This window comes from Candidatus Methylomirabilota bacterium (assembly GCA_036001065.1).
Lineage (GTDB): Bacteria > Methylomirabilota > Methylomirabilia > Rokubacteriales > CSP1-6 > MNEF01.
The window spans coordinates 45,068-64,488 of sequence record DASYUQ010000174.1; the positions used below are offsets into that span (position 1 = coordinate 45,068).

The 19,421-nt window shown below is 72.3% G+C and carries 17 protein-coding genes; 14 read left to right on the plus strand and 3 right to left on the minus strand.

Annotation, left to right across the window (positions count from 1 at the left end; all coding sequences use genetic code 11):
* Positions 1 to 5 precede the first annotated feature (5 nt).
* Together VGV13_17270 and VGV13_17275 are read right to left on the minus strand one after the other, a co-directional pair.
* Complete coding sequence (locus tag VGV13_17270) at positions 6 to 701, minus strand: VIT1/CCC1 transporter family protein (protein HEV8642842.1); 696 nt, start codon at positions 699 to 701, stop codon at positions 6 to 8.
* On the minus strand, positions 698 to 1,228 hold the full coding sequence (locus VGV13_17275; GenBank protein ID HEV8642843.1) for a gamma carbonic anhydrase family protein: 531 nt from the start codon (positions 1,226 to 1,228) through the stop codon (positions 698 to 700). The genes VGV13_17270 and VGV13_17275 overlap by 4 nt, the downstream gene beginning before the upstream one ends.
* A 73-nt stretch (positions 1,229 to 1,301) precedes the next feature.
* Between VGV13_17275 and VGV13_17280 the strand changes: the two genes are divergently transcribed.
* From VGV13_17280 to VGV13_17295, 4 genes are all read left to right on the plus strand, one after another.
* Positions 1,302 to 2,327 (plus strand): type III polyketide synthase, encoded by a 1,026-nt coding sequence (locus VGV13_17280; GenBank protein HEV8642844.1) that lies wholly within the window; start codon positions 1,302 to 1,304, stop codon positions 2,325 to 2,327.
* A 225-nt stretch (positions 2,328 to 2,552) separates the two neighbouring features.
* Positions 2,553 to 3,227, plus strand: a complete 675-nt coding sequence (locus VGV13_17285) for a class I SAM-dependent methyltransferase (GenBank protein ID HEV8642845.1) — start codon at positions 2,553 to 2,555, stop codon at positions 3,225 to 3,227.
* A complete protein-coding gene (locus VGV13_17290) occupies positions 3,224 to 4,426 on the plus strand; it encodes an NAD(P)/FAD-dependent oxidoreductase (protein HEV8642846.1) in 1,203 nt (400 codons plus the stop codon). Before VGV13_17285 ends, VGV13_17290 begins: the two co-directional genes overlap by 4 nt.
* A gap of 74 nt (positions 4,427 to 4,500) precedes the next feature.
* On the plus strand, positions 4,501 to 5,166 hold the full coding sequence (locus VGV13_17295) for an RraA family protein (GenBank protein HEV8642847.1): 666 nt from the start codon (positions 4,501 to 4,503) through the stop codon (positions 5,164 to 5,166).
* A gap of 69 nt (positions 5,167 to 5,235) precedes the next feature.
* On the opposite strand, the gene VGV13_17300 is transcribed toward VGV13_17295, so the two are convergent.
* Positions 5,236 to 6,636 carry a M23 family metallopeptidase gene (locus VGV13_17300; GenBank protein HEV8642848.1) on the minus strand — a complete coding sequence of 467 codons (1,401 nt, stop codon included), beginning with the start codon at positions 6,634 to 6,636 and terminating at the stop codon, positions 5,236 to 5,238.
* A gap of 61 nt (positions 6,637 to 6,697) precedes the next feature.
* On the opposite strand from VGV13_17300, the gene nuoL reads away from it, so the two are divergent.
* From nuoL to VGV13_17350, 10 genes are all read left to right on the plus strand, one after another.
* A complete protein-coding gene (gene nuoL, locus VGV13_17305) occupies positions 6,698 to 8,572 on the plus strand; it encodes an NADH-quinone oxidoreductase subunit L (protein HEV8642849.1) in 1,875 nt (624 codons plus the stop codon).
* A complete protein-coding gene (locus VGV13_17310) occupies positions 8,569 to 10,095 on the plus strand; it encodes an NADH-quinone oxidoreductase subunit M (protein ID HEV8642850.1) in 1,527 nt (508 codons plus the stop codon). The genes nuoL and VGV13_17310 overlap by 4 nt, the downstream gene beginning before the upstream one ends.
* Complete coding sequence (locus tag VGV13_17315) at positions 10,092 to 11,546, plus strand: NADH-quinone oxidoreductase subunit N (protein HEV8642851.1); 1,455 nt, start codon at positions 10,092 to 10,094, stop codon at positions 11,544 to 11,546. The genes VGV13_17310 and VGV13_17315 overlap by 4 nt, the downstream gene beginning before the upstream one ends.
* A 59-nt stretch (positions 11,547 to 11,605) precedes the next feature.
* Complete coding sequence (locus VGV13_17320) at positions 11,606 to 12,802, plus strand: CoA transferase (protein ID HEV8642852.1); 1,197 nt, start codon at positions 11,606 to 11,608, stop codon at positions 12,800 to 12,802.
* On the plus strand, positions 12,799 to 13,590 hold the full coding sequence (locus VGV13_17325; protein ID HEV8642853.1) for an HAD-IIA family hydrolase: 792 nt from the start codon (positions 12,799 to 12,801) through the stop codon (positions 13,588 to 13,590). Before VGV13_17320 ends, VGV13_17325 begins: the two co-directional genes overlap by 4 nt.
* Complete coding sequence (locus VGV13_17330; GenBank protein HEV8642854.1) at positions 13,587 to 15,206, plus strand: glycerol-3-phosphate dehydrogenase/oxidase; 1,620 nt, start codon at positions 13,587 to 13,589, stop codon at positions 15,204 to 15,206. Before VGV13_17325 ends, VGV13_17330 begins: the two co-directional genes overlap by 4 nt.
* 82 nt (positions 15,207 to 15,288) lie before the next feature.
* Entirely contained in the window at positions 15,289 to 16,089 is an 801-nt protein-coding gene (locus tag VGV13_17335) for a glycerophosphodiester phosphodiesterase family protein (GenBank protein ID HEV8642855.1), read from the plus strand.
* Positions 16,086 to 16,913 (plus strand): glycerophosphodiester phosphodiesterase family protein, encoded by an 828-nt coding sequence (locus tag VGV13_17340; protein ID HEV8642856.1) that lies wholly within the window; start codon positions 16,086 to 16,088, stop codon positions 16,911 to 16,913. Before VGV13_17335 ends, VGV13_17340 begins: the two co-directional genes overlap by 4 nt.
* Positions 16,910 to 18,415 (plus strand): glycerol kinase GlpK, encoded by a 1,506-nt coding sequence (glpK, locus tag VGV13_17345; protein HEV8642857.1) that lies wholly within the window; start codon positions 16,910 to 16,912, stop codon positions 18,413 to 18,415. Before VGV13_17340 ends, glpK begins: the two co-directional genes overlap by 4 nt.
* 27 nt (positions 18,416 to 18,442) lie before the next feature.
* Positions 18,443 to 19,421, plus strand: a 979-nt coding sequence (locus tag VGV13_17350; protein HEV8642858.1) for an extracellular solute-binding protein, incomplete at its 3' end; no start/stop codon positions are given.

Below are 19,421 nucleotides of genomic sequence, written 5' to 3' on the forward strand. Positions count from 1 at the left end.
GGCCGTCAGGCGATCGCGCGGGCGATGGCGAAGGCGGCGCCGGCGGCCAGCCCGCCGATCAGCGCCGTCTGGAGCGCGCTCCGCACGGGCGGCGCTCCGGTGAAGCGCCCCTTGATGTAACCGAAGACCAGCAGGGCCACGATGGTGACGACGGTCGAGACCGTCAGGGCGCTGGTCGCCTGGGGGAAGACCATGTAGGGCCACAGCGGGATGAGCCCGCCCATGACGTAGGCGCCGCCGATCGTCAGCGCGCTCGCCAGCGCCCGGCCCGGATCGGGCCGCTCGAGGCCCAGCTCGAAACGCATCATGAAGTCCACCCAGCCCTCCGGGTGCCGTTTCAAGGCGTCGACGAGGGGCCGGGCCTCTTCCGCCTTGACGCCGTACGTCTCCAGGACCTCGACCACTTCCGCCGCCTCCGCCTCGGGCTTCTCGCGGACCTCGCGCTGCTCGCGCCGGCGCTCGCTCTCATAGTGCTCGGCGTCGCTCCTGGCCGCCAGGTAGCCGCCCAGGCCCATGGCCAGGGCGCCGGCGGCGACCTCGGCGAGCCCGGCCACTACGATGATCCACGTCGTGTCGATGGCTCCGGTGAGCCCGGCCGCCAGCGCGAAGGGCACGGTCAGCCCGTCCGCCATGCCGAGCACGAGGTCGCGCACGGCCCGGTTGCCCGTGAAGTGCCGCTCGGGGTGCGCCGCCGGAATCATCCCCCGATGGCCACGATGCCGTGCTTGTGGCGCTGGGCCAGGGCCTGGTAGCCGGTGGGATTGGCGCGCACCCAGAACTCGGCCGGGGTCCCGGCCAGGGGTCCTTTGATCTTGGCGGGCGCGCCGAGGGCGAGCATGCCCTCGGGAATCTCGGTGCCCGGGGTGACCAGCGCGCCGGCGCCGATCATGGCGCGCGCTCCGATGCGGGCGCCGTCGAGGACGGTCGCCCCGTTGCCGACGAGCGCCTCCTCACCGAGGGTGGCGCCGTGGACGACGCAGGTGTGACCGATCGTCGCGCCGGGGCCTACCTCCACCGGATTGACGGGCGTCACGTGGACGACGGCGCAGTCCTGGACGTTGGCGCCCCGCCGGATGACGATCGGACCGAAGTCAGCACGGATGACGGCGTTGTACCAGATGGAGGCGTTCTCCTCGACCGTGACGTCGCCGATCAGGACCGCGGTCGGCGCGATGAACGCCGACGGGTGCACGTGGGGGCGCTTTCCCTCGAAGCTGAACAGTGGCATGAGGCGGGCCCTCGCAGTATGCTCGGAATCGGCTCCTATCTTACGCGAAGTCCTTCGGGCGATGGAGGGTGGAATGCCGATGCCGAGGATCGCCGCCGTGGCGACGGCGACGCCCCCCTACCGGTTCACGCAGGCCGAGCTGCTGGCGCTTTCCGGCTACACGGACGGGCAGCGCCGCGGCTTCTTCGAGCGCAGCCAGATCGAGAGCCGCTTCCTCTACATCGACCCCCGCCGCTTCCGTCCCGACGAGAGTGTGGACGAGCTGCAGGATCGCTTCCGGCGAGGCGCGCTGGAGCTCTCGGAGGCAGCGGCGCGGCGGGCGCTGGCGCTGGCCGGCTGGACAGCCGGCGACGTGGACTTCGTCGCCACCACCACCTGCACCGGGCGCCTCACCCCGAGCCTGGACGCTCACCTGATCGGGCGCCTCGGCTGTCGGGCCGACGTCCAGCGCGCGCACGTGGGCGACACCGGCTGCGCCTCCGCGATGGTGGCGCTGCAGCAGGCGTGGAATCATCTCCACGCGTTCCCGGAGCACCGCGCGCTGGTGGTGGCGGTGGAGATCTGCTCGGCCGCGTACTTCCTCGATCAGCGCCTGGAGTCGGCGGTCGCCCACGCCATCTTCGCCGACGGCGCCGGAGCCCTGGCGCTGTCGGCCACCGACAATGGCCCCGCCATCGTGGCCCACCGCACGCTCTTCAGACCCGAGCATCTCGACGCGATGGGCTTCGAGTATCCCGGCGGCCGCCTCCGGGTGGTCCTCTCGAAGGACGTGCGCCGCATCGGCGCCGCCATGCTCGGGGAGATGGCGAAGGCGTTGATGGACGTCCAGGGACTCAAGCGCGAGGATATCCGCCACTGGATCCTGCACTCGGCGGGGCGGCGCGTGCTCGATCGCGCGCGCGGGCTGCTCGGGCTCACCGACGAGCAGATGGCGCACGCGCGGGGGGTGCTGAGAAGGTACGGCAACATGTCGTCGGCGACGATCCTCTTCGTGCTCGAGGAGACGCTACGCGCCGGGTCGCCGGTGCCGGGCGATTGGGGGCTCATGATCGGCCTCGGCCCCGGCTTCGCGGCCGAAGGCGCCTTGCTTAGATGGTAGTGCGAGCCGCAGGCCGGCCCGCGGCCGAGGCGAGCCTGGGTCGCAGTGCGAGCCGTAGGGCGGCGGCGGGCTGGGCCCCGCCCGTCCGAGGCGAGCGATGAACAAGGACGTGCGAGCCGCAGGCCGGCCCGCGGGGCGAGCCGCAGGGCGGCCAGGGGCTGGGGCCCCTGCGCCCGAGGCGAGCGAACATAGAAGGTCCCGCGCGGCCGAGGCGAGCGGTGTCCCATGGTGATGCCGCGAGTGGAGGGAGCGATCGAGTATCTGGACCGGCCCGTGCCGCGGGCGGATCGCGACGCCTCGCTCGACGACATCGATCGGCTCAATGCCTGGTTCGGCGGCTACTGGCTGACGCTGCGCGAGATCCGCCGCCTGGCCGGGGCGGCGGCCGGGGGGCGGGCGCTGCTGGTCGTCGACGTCGGCGGCGGCCGCGGGGACTTCGCCCACCGGCTGATCGGCTGGGCCCGGCGCGGGGGACGCGCGGTCCGCGTCGTCGTGGTCGACCGGGAGTGCGCGGGCGCCGGCGCCGGCATCCTCCGGGTGAGGGCGGACGCCACGGCGCTGCCCTTCCGGGAGGGCGCGGCCGACGTCGTCACGGCGTCGCTGACGCTCCACCACCTCGAGCCCGATGCCGCGGTCGCGTCTCTCCGGGAGATGGGGGCGACCGCGCGCGGGGGGGTGGTGGTCAACGACCTGCTGCGCTCGCGGCTCACGCTGGGCCTGGTGTGGCTGGTGACGCGGCTCTTCTGCCGCCACCGCTTCTCGCGCCACGACGGGCCGCTCTCGGTCCGCCGCGCCTACGCGGCGGAGGAGCTGCGGGTGCTGGCCGACAAGGCCGGCCTCGCGCGCGTTGCGATTCGTCGCTATCCGTGGCTCGGCCGGATCGTGGCGGTGCTGGCATGAGGTCGGAGGCGGACGCCATCGTCGTCGGCGCCGGCCCGGCCGGCGCGGCGACCGCCATCCTCCTGGCGGAGCGGGGCCTCGAGGTCCTCGTGCTCGACCGGGCGAAGTTCCCCCGCCCGAAGGTTTGTGGCGAGTACCTGAGCCCCGAGGCGGTGCGCATCCTCGACGGCCTCGGCGTGCTCAAGGCCCTCGACGCGGCCGGCGCGGCGCTGGTGACGGGCATGCGGATCACCGCGCCCGACGGCACGGTCGTCGCCGGCACCTATCGTACGGTGGGGCCCTGGCAGCCCTATCGGGGGCACGCGATGGGTCTCGCGCGCTCGAGGCTGGACGCCGCGCTGGTCGATCGGCTCCGCGCCCTGCCCGTGGACTTCCGCGAGCAGGTGCGCGTGACCGACGTCCTCGGCGAGGGTGACCGGATCGTCGGCGTGGAGGCGATCGACGCCGAGGGCCGGCGGCGCGCTTTTCGCGCGCCGCTGGTGGTCGGCGCCGATGGCCGCGCCTCGGTGATCGCCCAGCGGCTGGGGTGCCGCCGCCCCCACCGCCTGCGGCGCATGGCCCTCGTCACCTACGTGGCGGGGCTGCCGGACTGCCGCGACGCCGGCGAGATCTTCGTGGACCCGCCCGACTACGCGATCTTGAACCCGCTGGCGCCCGACCGCGTGAACATGAGCATCGTCGTCCCGCTCGAGCACGTGACGCCGTGGAGCGATCGGCTGGACGTCTTCTTCGCCGCGCGTGTCAGGCAGCTGCCGCATCTGGCCCGGCGCGTGAGCGGCGCCGAGCGGGTGGCGCCGGTGCAGGCGATGGGGCCACTCGCCTACCGGGTGCGGCCGCCGCGGGTGGGGGGCGTGTTGCTGGTCGGCGACGCCGCGGGCTTCTACGACCCGCTGACGGGCGAGGGTGTCTTCAGCGCCCTGCGCGCGGCCGAGCTGGCGGCGGAGACGGCCGCGCAGGCGTTCCGGGCGGGTGACTGGTCGGCGGCGACGCTGGCCGCCTACGAGCGGGCCCGGCGCGCCTGCTTCGGCGACAAGGAGCGTTTCGTCCGCGCGCTGCAGGCCGTCATCCGGCGCCGCTGGCTGGCGAACTTGGCGGCGCGCGTCCTGGCGCGCCGCCCGGCACTCCTCGACCTCCTGCTCGGCGTCGCCGGCGACTACGTCCCGCCCCGCGCGCTACTGGCCGGTCTCCGGACGCGTTGAAGCTTCGCGCGGGCGGCACTCACGGCCTGAGCTAGCGCTGGTGCCGCTCGCGAACCTCTTGCGAGGAGCCGACGATGGCGAGGTCTGCTGACAACCTGCCGCGGCGATTCGGGAAGCTCCCCACTCCCGCCGTCACCGACGTCATGGACGAGATGGGGCTGTCGCGTCAGACCCTGCCGTCCACGATCCAGCCGCTCACCGCCGACATGCGGCTGGCCGGTTACGCGTTCACCGCGCGCGGCCGCCCGCATCGAGGGTCGGCGCGCGAGCGCGATCAGACGCTGCGGCAGTTCTTGAAGATGCTGGGGACGGTGCCCGGCAACTCGGTCCTGGTGCTGGCGGCTAACGACAACACGGCCGCACACTTCGGCGAACTGTCCGCGCACTGGTTCCGCACGCGGCGCGTGCGGGGGGCCGTGATCGACGGCGCCACGCGGGACGCCGCCGCCATCGGCCGGCTCCGCTTCCCGACCTTCGTGCGCTACCGCACGCCTCAGGACTCGGTGCCGCGCTGGCGGGTGACCGACTGGGGGCTGCCACTGACCATCGGGGGGGTGCGCGTGAGCCTCGGCGACGTCATCGTCGCCGACATCGACGGCGTCGTCGTCGTCCCGCGCCGCGTCGCCCACGAGGTGCTGATCCGCTCCGAGAGGCTCGTGGGGACCGAGAACAAGGTGCGCTCCGCCGTGCGCCGGGGGATGACGCCGCTGCAGGCGTACGAGAAGTTCGGGAGTTTCTAGCAGCGTGTCGGCGCCACCTGTTCCTGGGGGGAGGTTTCGGAAGGGGGGCGAAGCCCCCCGCCGAGGCTTCTAGCGGGTCCGGCGGGGACCGGGACGCGCCGGGACGGCCGCCGGCCGCGGCGCCGGGTCGCGTGACTCGGGACTCTTGATCGGGGCCAGGCCCGCCGCCGCCAGCGGCTCGCTGATCCGGTCCCGAATCCACTTCGCGTCCCACCATTCCAGCGGCGTCACCGAGACGCCGTGCACCAGCACCTCGTAGTGCAGGTGATCGCCGATGGCCAGGCCGGTGGTGCCCGTCCGCCCGATCTCCTGGCCCTTGACCACGTGGTCGCCGGCGTTGACGGCGATCGTCGAGAGATGGCTGTAGAGGGTCATGAGGCCGAGACCGTGATCGAGGATGATCGTGCTGCCGTAGATCGTCAGGGGCCCCGTGAAGAGGACGGTGCCCGTGTTCGCGGCCGGCACCGGCGCCTGCCTGGTCGAGGCCAGGTCGTAGCCGAAGTGCACCTGCGTGTCGACGTCGCGCCCGGCGTAGACGTACGTGCGCGTCTCGGCGAAGTTCGAGAAGACCTTGGTGTTCCGGGGCTGCAGGAACGGGCCATCCCAGAGCGGCCGATCGGCGGTCTTGACGGCCAAGCGCCGCTTTTCCGCCTCGGCCTGGCGGCGCTGGTCACGATTGATGACCAGGAAGGCGTCGAGGAGCGGGCGCGTGGCCGGATGCTGCGGCAGCAGCTCCGGGATCTTGGCCTGGAGGAAGGCGTCCTTGATCTCGATCCGGTCCCGACGGAAACGACGGGGCAGCACCTCGGCGCTGATCCCGCGGGACGTGCTGTTGCCGGCCTCATCCTCGGCGGTGACCGTGATGGGCGTCCCCGCGGCGTAGTCGTAGGGCAGCGCGAAGAAGCCCACGCGCGTGCCCGGCGCCCCCAGCGGAAAGGTCGGGAACGCGAGCGCGCCCACGCGCGTCTCGGCGCGGGCGGCGTCGCCGGCGCGGACGACGACCAGCGCGGCCCCGCCCGGCGCCAGATAGCGCGTGGCGGCCACGACGTCGAGCTTGGGTGGCGTGAGGTCGATGGTGACGGGATAGCTGGCGGCGGCGCGCTCGCGGGCGGGGAGCGGACGCCAGAAGTCGTCACGCCCCCACACCTCGATGGTGGCCTCGCCCTCGCGAAGGCCCCTGGCCGCCGGTTCCAGCGTCACCGCGATCTCGGCGCGGGGGCCCAGCGGGCCCTCCGGCCTGGCGGCGACCACGGGCTGATCGCCCTGCACGACGCGCACCTCGACGCGCGCGACGTTGCCGCGGGCCGCCTCGACGACGAAGGTGAGCGGCGTCTTCTGGCCGACGAAGCGCGGCGGCGCCGCCGTCACGCGCACGTCCGGCACCGACTGGCGCCAGACCAGATACGACACGGCACCCGCCAGGACGAGGACGAGAAGCACGACGAGGGGAGTCCGGGACCGCCGAGGCACGAGGCGCATCATACCACGGCGGTTGCTTGACACCCCTCCGGGCCCTGGCTAGATTGGCGCGGTGTCCACCGCCGTCTGGTTGATCCCCGCCTTTCCGCTCGCCGGCGCGCTCGTCAACATGCTCGGGGGGCGCGTCATCCGCTCGCGCGCTCACTGGATCGCGGTGCCTGCGCTGGCCGGGTCGTTCCTCGCCGCCTGCGCGGTCTTGGCGGGGATCTGGAGCGGCCGCACCGTCGCCCCCCGGCTCTTCCCCTGGATCGTCGCCGGCGACTTCGAAACGTCGGTGGCGGCGCAGGTCGATCCGCTCGCCGGCGTCATGCTGCTGGTCGTCACCGGCGTCGGGTTCCTCATCCACCTCTACTCGGTGGGCTACATGCACGGCGACCCCGGGTACGCCCGCTACTTCGCCTACCTGAACCTCTTCGTCTTCTCCATGACGATGCTGGTCCTGGCCGGCAACTTCCTGCTCCTCTACGTGTTCTGGGAAGCGGTGGGCCTCTGCTCCTACCTCTTGATCGGCTTCTGGTACACGCGCCCGGCGGCCGCGCAGGCGGGCAAGAAGGCGTTCATCGTCAACCGTGTCGGCGACTTCGGTTTCGGCCTCGGCGTCATGTGGCTCTGGACCGCGCTGGGCACGCTGGACTACGCCGACGTCTTCGCCAGGGTCAACCAGCTCTCGCCGGCGGTGGCCACCGGTATCGCGCTCCTGCTCTTCATGGGCGCGTGCGGCAAGTCGGCCCAGCTGCCGCTCCACACCTGGCTGCCGGACGCGATGGAGGGCCCGACGCCGGTTTCCGCGCTCATTCACGCCGCCACCATGGTCACCGCGGGCGTCTACATGGTCGCGCGGAGCCACGCCCTCTTCGAGCGCTCGGGCCTGGCGCTGGAGGTGGTGGCGTGGGTCGGCGTGGCCACCGCGTTGTTCGCCGCCACCGTCGCGCTCGTCCAGACCGACATCAAGCGGGTGCTGGCCTACTCGACGATCAGCCAGCTCGGATACATGTTCGCTGCCGTCGGGCTCGGGGCCTACGCGGCCGGCATCTTCCACCTGGTGACGCACGCCTTCTTCAAGGCGCTCCTCTTCCTGGGCGCCGGCAGCGTCATCCACGCGCTCGGCGGCGAGCAGGACCTCCGGAAGATGGGCGGGCTGGCCCCCAAGATGGTCACGACGGCGCTCACCATGGCCATCGGCGCGGCCGGGCTGGCCGGCCTGCCCGGCCTGGCCGGCTTCTTCTCGAAGGACGAGATTCTGGCCTCCGCGTTCGCGGGCGGGCACCGCCTGCTGTGGGCGCTGCTGCTGTTGGGCGCGTTCCTCACCGCCTTCTATTCGTTCCGCCTGCTCTTCCTGGCCTTCTTCGGCGGCCCCCGCATGCCGCGCGAGGTGGCCCATCATGTCCACGAATCGCCGGCGGTGATGACGGTGCCGCTGGCCGTCCTGGCGCTCCTCACCGTGACGGCCGGCTGGGCCCTGGGCGTGCCGTCCGAGCAGGGAACGCGCTTCGCGCGGTTCCTGGCCCCCGTCTTCCCGCTCCCCGAGGCCGCGCACAGCGGCTTCGTCACCTTCGTCCTGCTGATGCTCAACGTGGTCGTGGCGACGGCGGGCATCGTGCTGGCGTGGTTCATGTATATGTCGGCCCCGGTGCGGCCGGAGAGGATCGGCCGCCCGCGCCCGCCGATCCAGGCCCTGCTGCTGAACGCCTACTACGTCGACGCGCTGTACGACCGCGCCATCGTGCGGCCGCTGCTGGCGCTGTCGACGTACATGGCCCGCGTCGTCGACCTCGGCGTGGTCGACGGTCTCGTGAACCTGGCCGGGCGCGCCATCCTGGCCGGGGCGGCGGGGTTCCGGCGCGCCCAGACGGGGTACGTCGTCAACTACGCGCTGGCGATGCTGGTGGGCGCGGTGGCGCTGCTCGGCTTCATGCTCACCCGATGACGGTGGGGATCCTCTCGGCGGTGACGTTCCTGCCCGCCGCCGGCGGGCTGGCGCTGGCGCTGGTGCCGCGCCATCGCGCGAACGCCCTGCGGGTAGGCGCGCTCGTCGTCGCCCTGACCACCTTCGCGCTGTCGGTGCCGCTCTACGTCGCCTTCAACGCGGGGTCGGCCGACTACCAGTTCGAGGAATACGCGCGCTGGATGCCGACGCTCGGCGTGGCCTACCACCTGGGCATCGATGGCATCAGCCTGCTGCTGGTGCTGCTGACCACGTTCCTGATGCCGATCGCGCTCCTCTCGGCCTGGCACGCGATCGACGATCGCATCAAGGAGTTCGTGGTGACCATGCTCGTCCTCGAGACGGGCATGCTCGGCGTCTTCGTGAGCCTCGACCTATTCCTCTTCTACGTCTTCTGGGAGGCGATGCTGATCCCGATGTACTTCATCATCGGGGTCTGGGGCGGGCCCAGCCGCATCTACGCGGCGGTCAAGTTCGTCCTCTACACGATGGTCGGCTCCGTGCTGATGCTGGTGGCCATCCTGGCCCTCTACTACCAGCACGGGGCTGCCACCGGGACGTTCACCTTCGATCTGCCGACGCTGGCCCGCTGGGTGGTGCCGGCCGGGCTCGGGCAGGACCTCATGTTCCTGGCCTTCGCGCTGGCCTTCGCCATCAAGGTGCCTCTCTTTCCCTTCCACACCTGGCTGCCGGACGCGCACGTGGAAGCGCCCACGGCCGGCTCCGTCATCCTGGCCGGCGTCCTGCTCAAGATGGGCACCTACGGCTTCCTGCGCTTCTGCCTGCCGCTCTTCCCCGACGCCAGCCTGGACTTCGGCCCCCTGATCTTCGCGCTGGCCGTGATCGGGGTCGTCTACGGCGCCTGGGTGTCGACCGTCCAGCCCGACCTCAAGAAGCTCGTCGCCTACTCGAGCGTGAGCCACCTCGGCTTCGTCATGCTGGGGATCTTCACACTGAACACCCAGGGGCTCGTGGGCGGGCTCATCCAGATGGTCAATCACGGGCTCTCGACGGGTGCGCTCTTTCTCCTGGTCGGCATGATCTACGAGCGCCGGCACACGCGCCTCATCGCCGACTTCGGGGGCCTCTGGAAGGTCGTGCCGGCCTTCTCGGCGGTGCTGCTGCTCGTCTCGCTCTCGTCCCTGGGACTGCCCGGGTTGAACGGATTCGTGGGCGAGTTCCTGATCCTCGTCGGCGTCTTCCAGGTCAACCGGCTGCTGGCCGCCGCGGCCACCACCGGGATCATCTTCGCGGCCGTCTATCTGCTGTGGATGTACCAGCGGGTGATCTTCGGCGAGGTGACGCGCGAGGAGAACCGCCGGCTGCCCGACCTCACGCCCCGCGAGTGGGTGGTGATCGCGCCGGTGCTGGTGTTCATCGTGTGGATCGGCGTCTACCCGACCGCTTTCACGGGGCCCACCGAGGCCACGATCGATGCGTTGATCGCCCAGGTCGAATCGAAGGCCAGCGTGGCCGCCGAGCCGGTGCGGACCTCGCGGCGATGACGCCGATCCCCGCGCCGCCGGTCGTGCTCGGCACGCTCCTGCCCTCGTTGATCGTGGTCGGCACCGCCATCGTGGTGCTCCTGCTCGATCTCCTGCCGCCCCGTGCCAGCAAGGCGCACCTGGGCGCGGTCGCGCTGGCCGGGCTGGTGGGGGCGCTTCTGGCCACCCTGAGGACGTGGGGCGGCGGGGGCCGCGCCTTCCACGACATGATCGTGCTGGACGACTACGCCCTCTTCTTCCACATCGTCATCTGCTACGCGGCGGCGCTGATCGTGCTCCTCTCGATGGATTACCTGCGTCGGTTCGGCGCCGAGTCGGGCGAGGGCTACAGCCTCATCCTCTTTTCCACCGCCGGCATGATGGTGCTCGCCTCCGCCAACGACCTGATCGTCGTGTTCCTGGCCATCGAGCTGATGTCGCTTTCGCTCTACGTGCTGGCGGGGCTGTTCAAGTGGCGCCGGGAGGCGGGCGAGGCCTCGATGAAGTACTTCCTGCTCGGCGTGTTCGCCTCCGCCTTCCTCCTCTACGGCATCGCCCTGGTCTACGGCGCCACCGGCACCACCAACTTCGACCGCATCGCGGTGGCCGTCGGCGCGGGGCCGCGCGATCGGCTCTTCCTCGTCGGGCTCGGGATGCTCCTGGTGGGCTTCGGCTTCAAGATCTCGTCCGTGCCCTTCCACATGTGGGCCCCGGACGTCTACCAGGGAGCGCCCACCAGCGTCGCCGCGCTCATCGCTACCGGATCGAAGGCGGCGGTCTTCGCGGCGCTCATCCGCCTGCTGGTGGCCGGCCTGCGCACGGTCCAGCCGGACGCCACCACGCTGCTGTGGGCGCTGGCCGCGCTCACCATGACCGTCGGCAACGTCGTCGCCATCGCCCAGTCGAACCTCAAGCGGATGCTGGCGTACTCCTCCATCGCCCACGTCGGGTACATGCTGGTCGGGCTGGTGGCCGGCGGCGCGGCGGGCGCCGGCGCCGTTCTCTTCTACCTGCTGGCGTACACCTTCACCACGGTGGGCACCTTCGGGGTGATCGCGCTCTGCGAGCGGGCGGGGGAAGAGGCGGTCGAGGTGCGCGATTACGCGGGGCTCGGGCGGCGCCATCCGCTGCTGGCCCTGACGCTCGGCCTCTTCCTCCTGTCGCTGATCGGCATCCCGCCCCTGGCCGGCTTCGTCGGCAAGTTCTACCTCTTCGGCTCCGCGGTGCGCGCCGGCTACATCTGGCTGGCCGTTATCGCCGTGCTGAACTCCGCCGTCGCCGCCTACTATTACTTGAGGGTGGTCGTCTACATGTACATGCAGGAGCCGGAGGCGCCCTCGGCGTCGCTGGCGCCGTCCTTCGCCGGGGGCCTGGCGCTCACGATCGCGCTCATCGGCATCGTGCTCCTGGGGGTGATGCCGGCGCCGTTCGCGGACCTCGCGCAGGCCGCCGTCGCCCCCCTGATCCGCTAGTGCCGGTCCAACTACCTTCGCCATACTTCGTTCTCGGACTGGAGGCGCGCTAGCCGCCGGTGAAACGGACGCCGCCGCGGCTGCCGCTCCAGGGGTATCGCGTCGTAGAGATGGCGCATCACCTTGCCGCGCCCCTCGCCGCCATGCACCTCGCCGACTTCGGCGCCGACGTGGTGAAGGTCGAGACGCTGGAGGGCGAGGACTGGCGGCGGTGGGGACGCTCCTCGCCGGCGGGCGACAGCCAGCTCTTTCTCGCCATCAATCGCAACAAGCGCAGCCTGTCGCTCGACTATGCGCGCTCCGATGGCCGCGCCGTGCTCGATCGCCTGCTGGCCCGGGCCGACGTGCTGCTCACGAACTTCGCCCCCCAGATCCTGGTCAAGCTCGGGCTCGACGGCCGCGCCCTGGCCCGGCGCCACCGGCGGCTGATCGTGTGCGCGCTGTCGGCGTTCGGCCCCCGCGGGCCGGACGCGCACCGCCGGGCCTTCGACATCGTGGTCGGGGGCGAGACGGGCCTGCTCCTGCCCCATCCCGACGGGCGGAGCGCGCCGCTCGTCAACGCCGCCCCCATCGCCGACACGGGCAGCGCGCTGCTGCTGGCCTACGGCGTCACGCTGGCGCTGCTGCAGCGCGAGCGGGGCGGCCGGGCCCAGGTCGTCCAGTCCGCGCTCGTCAATGCCTGCGTCGCGCTCCAGGCCCACCGCTTCATCTGGCTGGAGGGCGAGGCCGCTCCCGAGACCACGCCGCCGCCGATGGCGATGTACCGCGCCTATCCGACCGCGGATGGGTTCATCACGGTGGCCGCCATCGCCGAGCGGTTGTGGCAGCGGCTCTGCAAGGTGCTGGGGCTGGAGGCGCTGCTGACCGACCCGCGGTACACGCCGTGGTCGAACCTCCTCGCCCGGCGCGGCGAGCTGATCGAGACGCTGGAGGCGCGCTTCCGCACGCGCCCGACCGAGGAGTGGCTGAAGGTGCTCGTCGCGAGCGGCGTGCCGGCCGGCCGCGTGAACTCGGGCCGGGAGGTCTTCGAGCACCCGCAGCTCAGGCTCAACGGCGTCGTGATGGACACGCGCCATCCCCGGGCCGGCCGCCTGCGCATGATGGGCTTCCCGCTGCGACTCACCGGCACGCCGGCGCGCCTGCGCCGTCACGCGCCGGCGCTCGGCGCCGACACGCGCGCGGTGCTGCGGGACCTCGGCTATCGCCCGGCGGAGATCCGCCGGCTGGTCGGCGAGCGCGTGGTGCGCGCCCGGTGAGGGCGCCCCGCCTCCGGCTGCCGCACCGCGGCTGGCTCTTCGATCTCGACGGCACGGTGTATCGCGGCGAGGCGCTGGTCCCTGGCGCGCGCGAGACGATCCTGGCGCTGCGCGCCGCCGGTCGCCGGGTGGCCTTCCTCTCCAACAAGCCGCTCCAGACCCGCGGGGACTACGCGCTCAAGCTGACCCGCCTGGGGATCCCCACGCGCGTGGACGAGGTGATCAGCTCGTCGCTGGTGCTGGCTCGCCACCTGGCGGCCCTCGATCCGGGGGCCCCCGTCTTCGTCATCGGCGAGCCGCCACTGATCGCCGAGCTGGGGGCGACCGGGTTCGAGGTCCGGCGCGACCACCACGTACGGTGGGTCGTCATCGCCTTCGACCGCACCTTCGATTACGCGAAGCTGAACACGGCGCCGCAGGCCGTGCGGGCGGGGGCCCGGCTGATCGCCACCAATCCCGATCGCACGTGTCCCACCGAGGACGGCGAGATTCCCGACTGCGCTGGCATGATCGCCGCCGTCGAGGCGGTGACGGGCCGGGCGGTGGAGATCATCGTCGGCAAGCCGTCGCCGATCATCCTGGAGGTCGCGCTGGCGACGCTGGGGGTGGAGGCGGCCGACTGCGTTGTGGTCGGCGACCGCCTGGAGACCGACATCGTCATGGGCAAGCGGCGGGGGCTGGCGACCGTGCTCGTGCTGAGCGGCCTCACGCGTCCAGACGATCCGCGCATCGCCGAGATCGAGCCGGACGCCGTGATAGGATCGATCCGAGAGCTGATCCAGCCATGACGCGAGCGGCGCTGACCGACGATGACTACGACGTCGTCATCATCGGCGGCGGCATGGCGGGCGCCGGCGCCGCCCGCGACCTCGCGCTGCGGGGCGTGGCGGTGGCGCTGCTGGACAAGGGCGACTTCGCCTCCGGCACCACTTCCCGCTCGTCGAAGCTGATCCACGGCGGGTTGCGCTACCTCGAGCTCTTCGACGTCGCCCTGGTCCGCGAGTCGCTGCGCGAGCGGGAGACCCTCCGGCGGCTGGCCCCGCACCTCGTCCGACCGCTGCCCTTCCTGGTGCCCGTCTACCGTGATTCGTCACGGAGCCTCATCAGGGTCCGGATCGGCCTCAAGCTCTACGACTGGCTGACGCCCGGGCGGGACCGCGAACGCTACCGCGTCCTGCGCCCCGTCGACGCGCTGAGCCTGGAGCCGGGGATCCGCGCGGAGGACCTCAAGGGGGCCGGCTACTACTTCGACGACCTGCTGGTGTTCCCCGAGCGGCTCTGCCTGGAGAACGTGCTCTCGGCCTGCCGCCACGGCGCCCGCGCCTTCAACTACGCCGACGTCGAAGAGGTCGTTCGGGACCCGCGCGGGCGCATCCGGGGCGTGCGGGCCCGCGACCTCCTCACCGGCCGCGTGGTGACGTTCGGCGCCCAGGTCATCGTCAACGCGACGGGGCCGTGGGTCGATCTGATCCGCGAGCGGGCGCGCATCGCCGACCGGGGACGGCGGATCGTGCGGCGGACCAAGGGCGTCCACTGCCTGCTGCCACGACTCACGGACCGCGCCGTCTATCACGGCACCAGCGACGACCGGATGATCTTCGTGATCCCGTGGCGCGACTTCTCCCTGGTGGGCACTACCGACACCGACTTCGACGGCGACCTCGATCGCCTCTACGCCACGCGCCAGGAGGTCACGTATCTTCTCCACGAGGTCCGCAAGGCGGTGCCCGATCGGCGCGTGGTGCCGGAGGAGGTGGCGTACACGTACGCCGGCGTGCGACCGCTCTCGTTCGAGGAGGGCAAGCGCGCGTCGGACGTGTCGCGGGCGCACCGGGTGGTGGCCGAGGCGGGCGGCGACTTCCTCTCCATCACGGGGACGAAGCTGACCTGCTACCGCAGCCTGGCCGCCGCGCTGGGGGATCGCGTGATGCAGAGGCTGGGGCGCCGCGCGCCCAGCCGCACCGACCGCCTGACGCTCGACGGCGTCGACGAGGAGACGGGGCGCGTCGAGGCGCGGGCGTGGCTCGACGTCTCGCCGGAGATGGCGGCCTCCGGGCTCAGCCGCGAGGCGCTGGAGACGCTCGTCGCCACCTATGGCCGCGCCTACCGCCGGGTGATCGAGCTGGCGGGCAAGGTTCCGGGCGGCGCCGAGCGGCTCTGTCCGCAGAACCCGGAGATCGTCGCCCAGATCCACCACGCGATGCAGGAGGAGCTGGCGGTGTCGCTCCAGGACGTGCTCCTGCGCCGCACCGGCATCGGCACCAGCCGGTGTCAGGGGCTGGACTGCGCCGAAGCCATGGGCCGGCGGATGGCGCAGCTCGCCGGCTGGACCCCGCGCCGGCTGCAGGCCGAGCTGGACGCCTGGGACGCGCACGTCGCGCGCTCCCAGCGCTTCAAGCTCTGACCTCCCGCCGCGCCGCCGGCTCCGGAGGATACGCGGGGTGATCCTCTTGTTCGTGAAGGGCCTCGTCGAGAGCGAGAAGTAGATGCCCCGATTCGTCGTCCACCGGGGCGGGGCGGCCCTCTGGCCCGAGAACAGCCTGCTGGCCTTCGGCAACGCCATCGCGCTCGGGGCCCGGCTCCTGGAGTTCGACGTCCACGGCACGGCCGACGGCGAGGCCGTGGTGATCCACGACCCGACGCTGGAGCGGACGACGGACGCCTCCGGCCCGGTGGCGGCGCGCACGGCGGCCGAGCTGCGCGGCGTGCGCCTCAAGGGGCTCGACGGCACGCTGACCGACCAGTGGGTACCGACGATCGGCGAGGTGCTGGCGCTGACCGCGCCGGCGGACCTCACGCTCCTGATCGAGATCAAGACGCCGGGGACGGCCGTGCGCTACGAGCGCCAGGGCCACCGCGTGAGGGCCGTTCCGGGCCCGCGCTACGAAGGACTGGAAAGGAAGGTCGTCGAAGCGGTCGGGACGGCGGGCGTCGCCGACCACGCCTACATCATGGCCTTCAACCCCGCGGTGCTCGCGGAGATCCGCGCGCTGGCGCCGCGGCAGTCGACCGCGCTGCTGGTGGACCGCCAGCACCTCGAGGGAGCGGGGGCGCCGGCGGTGGAGGCGGTGGCCTGGGCGGCGGCGGCGCGCGCCAACTTCCTGGGCCTGCACTACACGCTCTGCGACGAGGGCGTCGTCGAAGCGGCGCGTCGGGCGGGGATCGCCCTCGGCGTGTTCACGGTCAACGACGAGGCGGCCATGCGCCGGCTGGCGGACCTCGGTGCGGACGTCATCATCACCGACCGGGCGGATCTGGCCGTGCGCATGGCGGCGGTGGCGCCGTGAGATCCGCCGGCCCCTGGGTGACCCTGGTCGTGCTGGCCGCGGCCGGCATCGGCGCGTCGTTCGGCGTGGCGCCCCGTCCGCTGGTGGCGGCGCACCGGGGCGGCGCGCTCCTCTGGCCGGAGAACAGCCTCCTGGCGTTCCGCACCGCGCTGGCGCTCGACGTGGACTATCTCGAGTGTGACGTGCACCTCACCGCCGACGGCGAGGTGATCGTGCTGCACGATCCGACGCTCGACCGCGCGACGACGGGCCGGGGGGCCGTGCGCGAGGCCCGGCTCGCCGACCTGGCGCGGCTGAGGCTCAAGGCGCGCGACGGCAGCGTCACCGGCGAGCCGATTCCCACGCTGGCCGCGCTGCTCGATCTGCTCAAGCCCGGGCGGGCCGAGCTGCTGCTGGAGATCAAGGTCGGCGCCGACCGCCGGCGGTACCCCGGGATCGAGGAGCATGTGCTCGCGCTCGTGCGCGCCCGCGGCCTCGAGTCCCGCGTCCTGGTCATGGCCTTCGAGGGCGAGACGGTCCGCCGCATCCGCGAGCTGCACCCGGCGATCCGGACCGTGCGGCTGCTCGGCCGGGCCGAGGTCCAGCACGAGCGCGTGGGGCCGGCCGCCAGCGTGACCCGGGCCGGCCAGCTCGGCGCCGCCGCCGTCGGCATCGACCACCGGTTGGTCGACGCCGACGTCGTCGCGGCGGCGCGCCGGGCGGGCCTGCGGCTGGCGGCGTGGACGGTGAACGACGAGGCGGACATCCGCCGCATGATCGACCTCGGCGTGGACGTCGTCATCAGCGACCGCCCCAACCTCGCCTTGCGGCTGGTGGGGAGATGACGGCGCGCCGCTACATCCTCGCCCTCGATCAGGGCACCTCGGGCTCGACGGCGCTCGTCGTCGATGTCGAGGGCCGCGTGCGGGCGCGCGGCTACGCCGAGCTTCCCCAGTACTATCCCCAGCCAGGCTGGGTCGAACACGATCCCGAGGAGATCTGGTCGACCACGCAGCAGGCGGCGACGGCGGCCCTCAAGGCCGCGGGGATCTCGGGGAGCGAGATCGGCGCCGTCGGGATCACCAACCAGCGCGAGACCACGGTGCTGTGGGAGCGGGCGACCGGCGCGCCGATCCACCGCGCGATCGTCTGGCAATGCCGGCGCACGGCCGAGATGTGCGACCGGCTGCGCGCCGACGGGCACGAGCCGCGCGTGCGAGAGCGGACGGGGCTCGTGCTGGACGCCTACTTCTCGGGCACGAAGGTCCGCTGGCTGCTCGATCGCGTGCCCGGCGCCCGCGCGCGCGCCGGGCGCGGCGAGCTGGCGTTCGGCACCGTGGACTCGTGGCTCCTGTGGAAGCTGACCGGCGGGCGCGTGCACGCGACCGATGTCACCAACGCCTCCCGGACGCTCTGCCTCAACCTCCGCACGGTCGACTGGGACGGGGAGATGCTGGAGATCCTGGGGATCCCTCCCGAGGTGCTGCCGCGGGTGATGCCCTCCGCGGGCGTGTTCGGCGAGAGCGCGGACCTGGAGTGGCTGCCCCGCGGGATTCCCATCGCGGGCATTGCGGGCGATCAGCAGGCGGCGCTGTTCGGCCAGGCCTGCCTGGAGCCCGGCGCCGCCAAGAACACGTACGGCACCGGCTGCTTCCTCCTGCTCAACACGGGCCCAGCGCCGGTGGCGTCGACGCGCGGGCTGCTCACCACGATCGCGTGGCAGATCGGGGGCCGGACGACGTATGCTCTCGAGGGCAGCGTGTTCATCGCGGGCGCCGCCGTCCAGTGGCTGCGCGACGGCCTCGGGCTGATCAGGACCGCGGCCGAGAGCGAGGCGCTGGCGACCTCGGTGCCGGACGCCGGCGGGGTCTACTTCGTTCCCGCGTTCGTCGGTCTGGGCGCGCCGTACTGGGACATGTACGCGCGGGGGACGATCGTGGGCGTCACGCGCGGTACGACCGCCGCGCACCTGACGCGGGCGGCGCTGGAGGCGATCGCCTACCAGAGCCGCGACGTGCTGGAAGCGATGGCGGCGGATGCGGCCATCGCCGTGCGACAGCTGCGCGTGGACGGCGGGGCGGTGGCGAACGACTTTCTCTGTCAGTTCCAGGCGGACATCATGAACCTCCCGGTGCTGCGGCCGGCGGTGATCGAGACGACGGCGCTCGGCGCCGCGTATCTGGCCGGCCTGGGCGCGGGGATGTGGCGCGCGCTCGACGTGGTGGCCGAGCGCGTGGCCATCGAGCGCACGTTCGTGCCGGCGATGGACGAGGCCACCCGCGCGAAACGCTACGGGGGCTGGTGCCGCGCCGTGGAGCGCGCGAAAGGCTGGGCGGCCGCCGGCTGAGCCGCGGCCCCGACAAGGAGAGCCCGCATGCGACGACTTGGAATCCTCACGGTGGCAGTGCTGCTGGCGCTCGGCGGGGCGCGGCCCGCGCCGGCCCAGGCCCCGATCGAGAGTGAGCTGGTGGTGATCACGCCGGTGTCGAAGTTCATTCACGACGCGGCGCTGAAGGCCTTCGCCGACTACGCCAAGGAGAAGTACGGCGTCACCGTGAAGACGAGCGGCCTTCCCGCCGGCACCCCGGTCGCCTACGGTCGCATCGTCGAGTGGAAGGGCAAGCCGGAGGCCGACATCTTCTGGGGCGGGGAGTCGGCGCTCTTCGAGAAGCTCGCCGACCAGAAGCTCCTCCAGAAGGTGGAGATCTCGAAGGAGGCGTGGGACTCCGTGCCCGCGTCGATCGGCAAGCCCAAGCCCATCCCGCTCAAGGACAAGGACGGCTTCTGGGTGGGCACCGCGCTCGAGCCGTACGGGCTGGTCTACCATCCCAAGCGCGTGCAGCGGCTCGGGGCCCCCGCGCCCAAGGAGTGGGACGACCTCCTGCATCCCAAGCTGAAGGGCGAGGTGGCCCAGTGCGCGCCCACGCGCTCGTCGTCGTCCAACGCCACCTACGAGGTGATCCTGTCGATGTTCGGCGAGGACAAGGGCTGGGAGTGGCTGCGCAAGCTCGCCGCCAACACCGGCCACTTCACCGCGCGGAGCCGCGACGTGCCCACCGTGGTGGCCAAGGGGGAGTTTGCGGCGGGGTTCGCGGTGCCGTCGTACATGGCCTTCGAGGAGAAGCTGGCCGGCTTCGACCTCAAGTTCGTGGCGCCCCGGAATGCCTTCGTCACGCCCGAGCCGATGGCCATCGTCGCCGGCGCGCGCAATCCGAAGGCCGCGCGGGCCTTCATCGAGTTCCTCCTGACCGAGCGCGGTCAGAAGGTCTTCATGGAGCGCGGGCTCTTTCCGATCACGCCCAGGTACAAGGTCCAGGGCGTCCCCGGGTCGACCGCGGAGCTGGCGGTCGAGT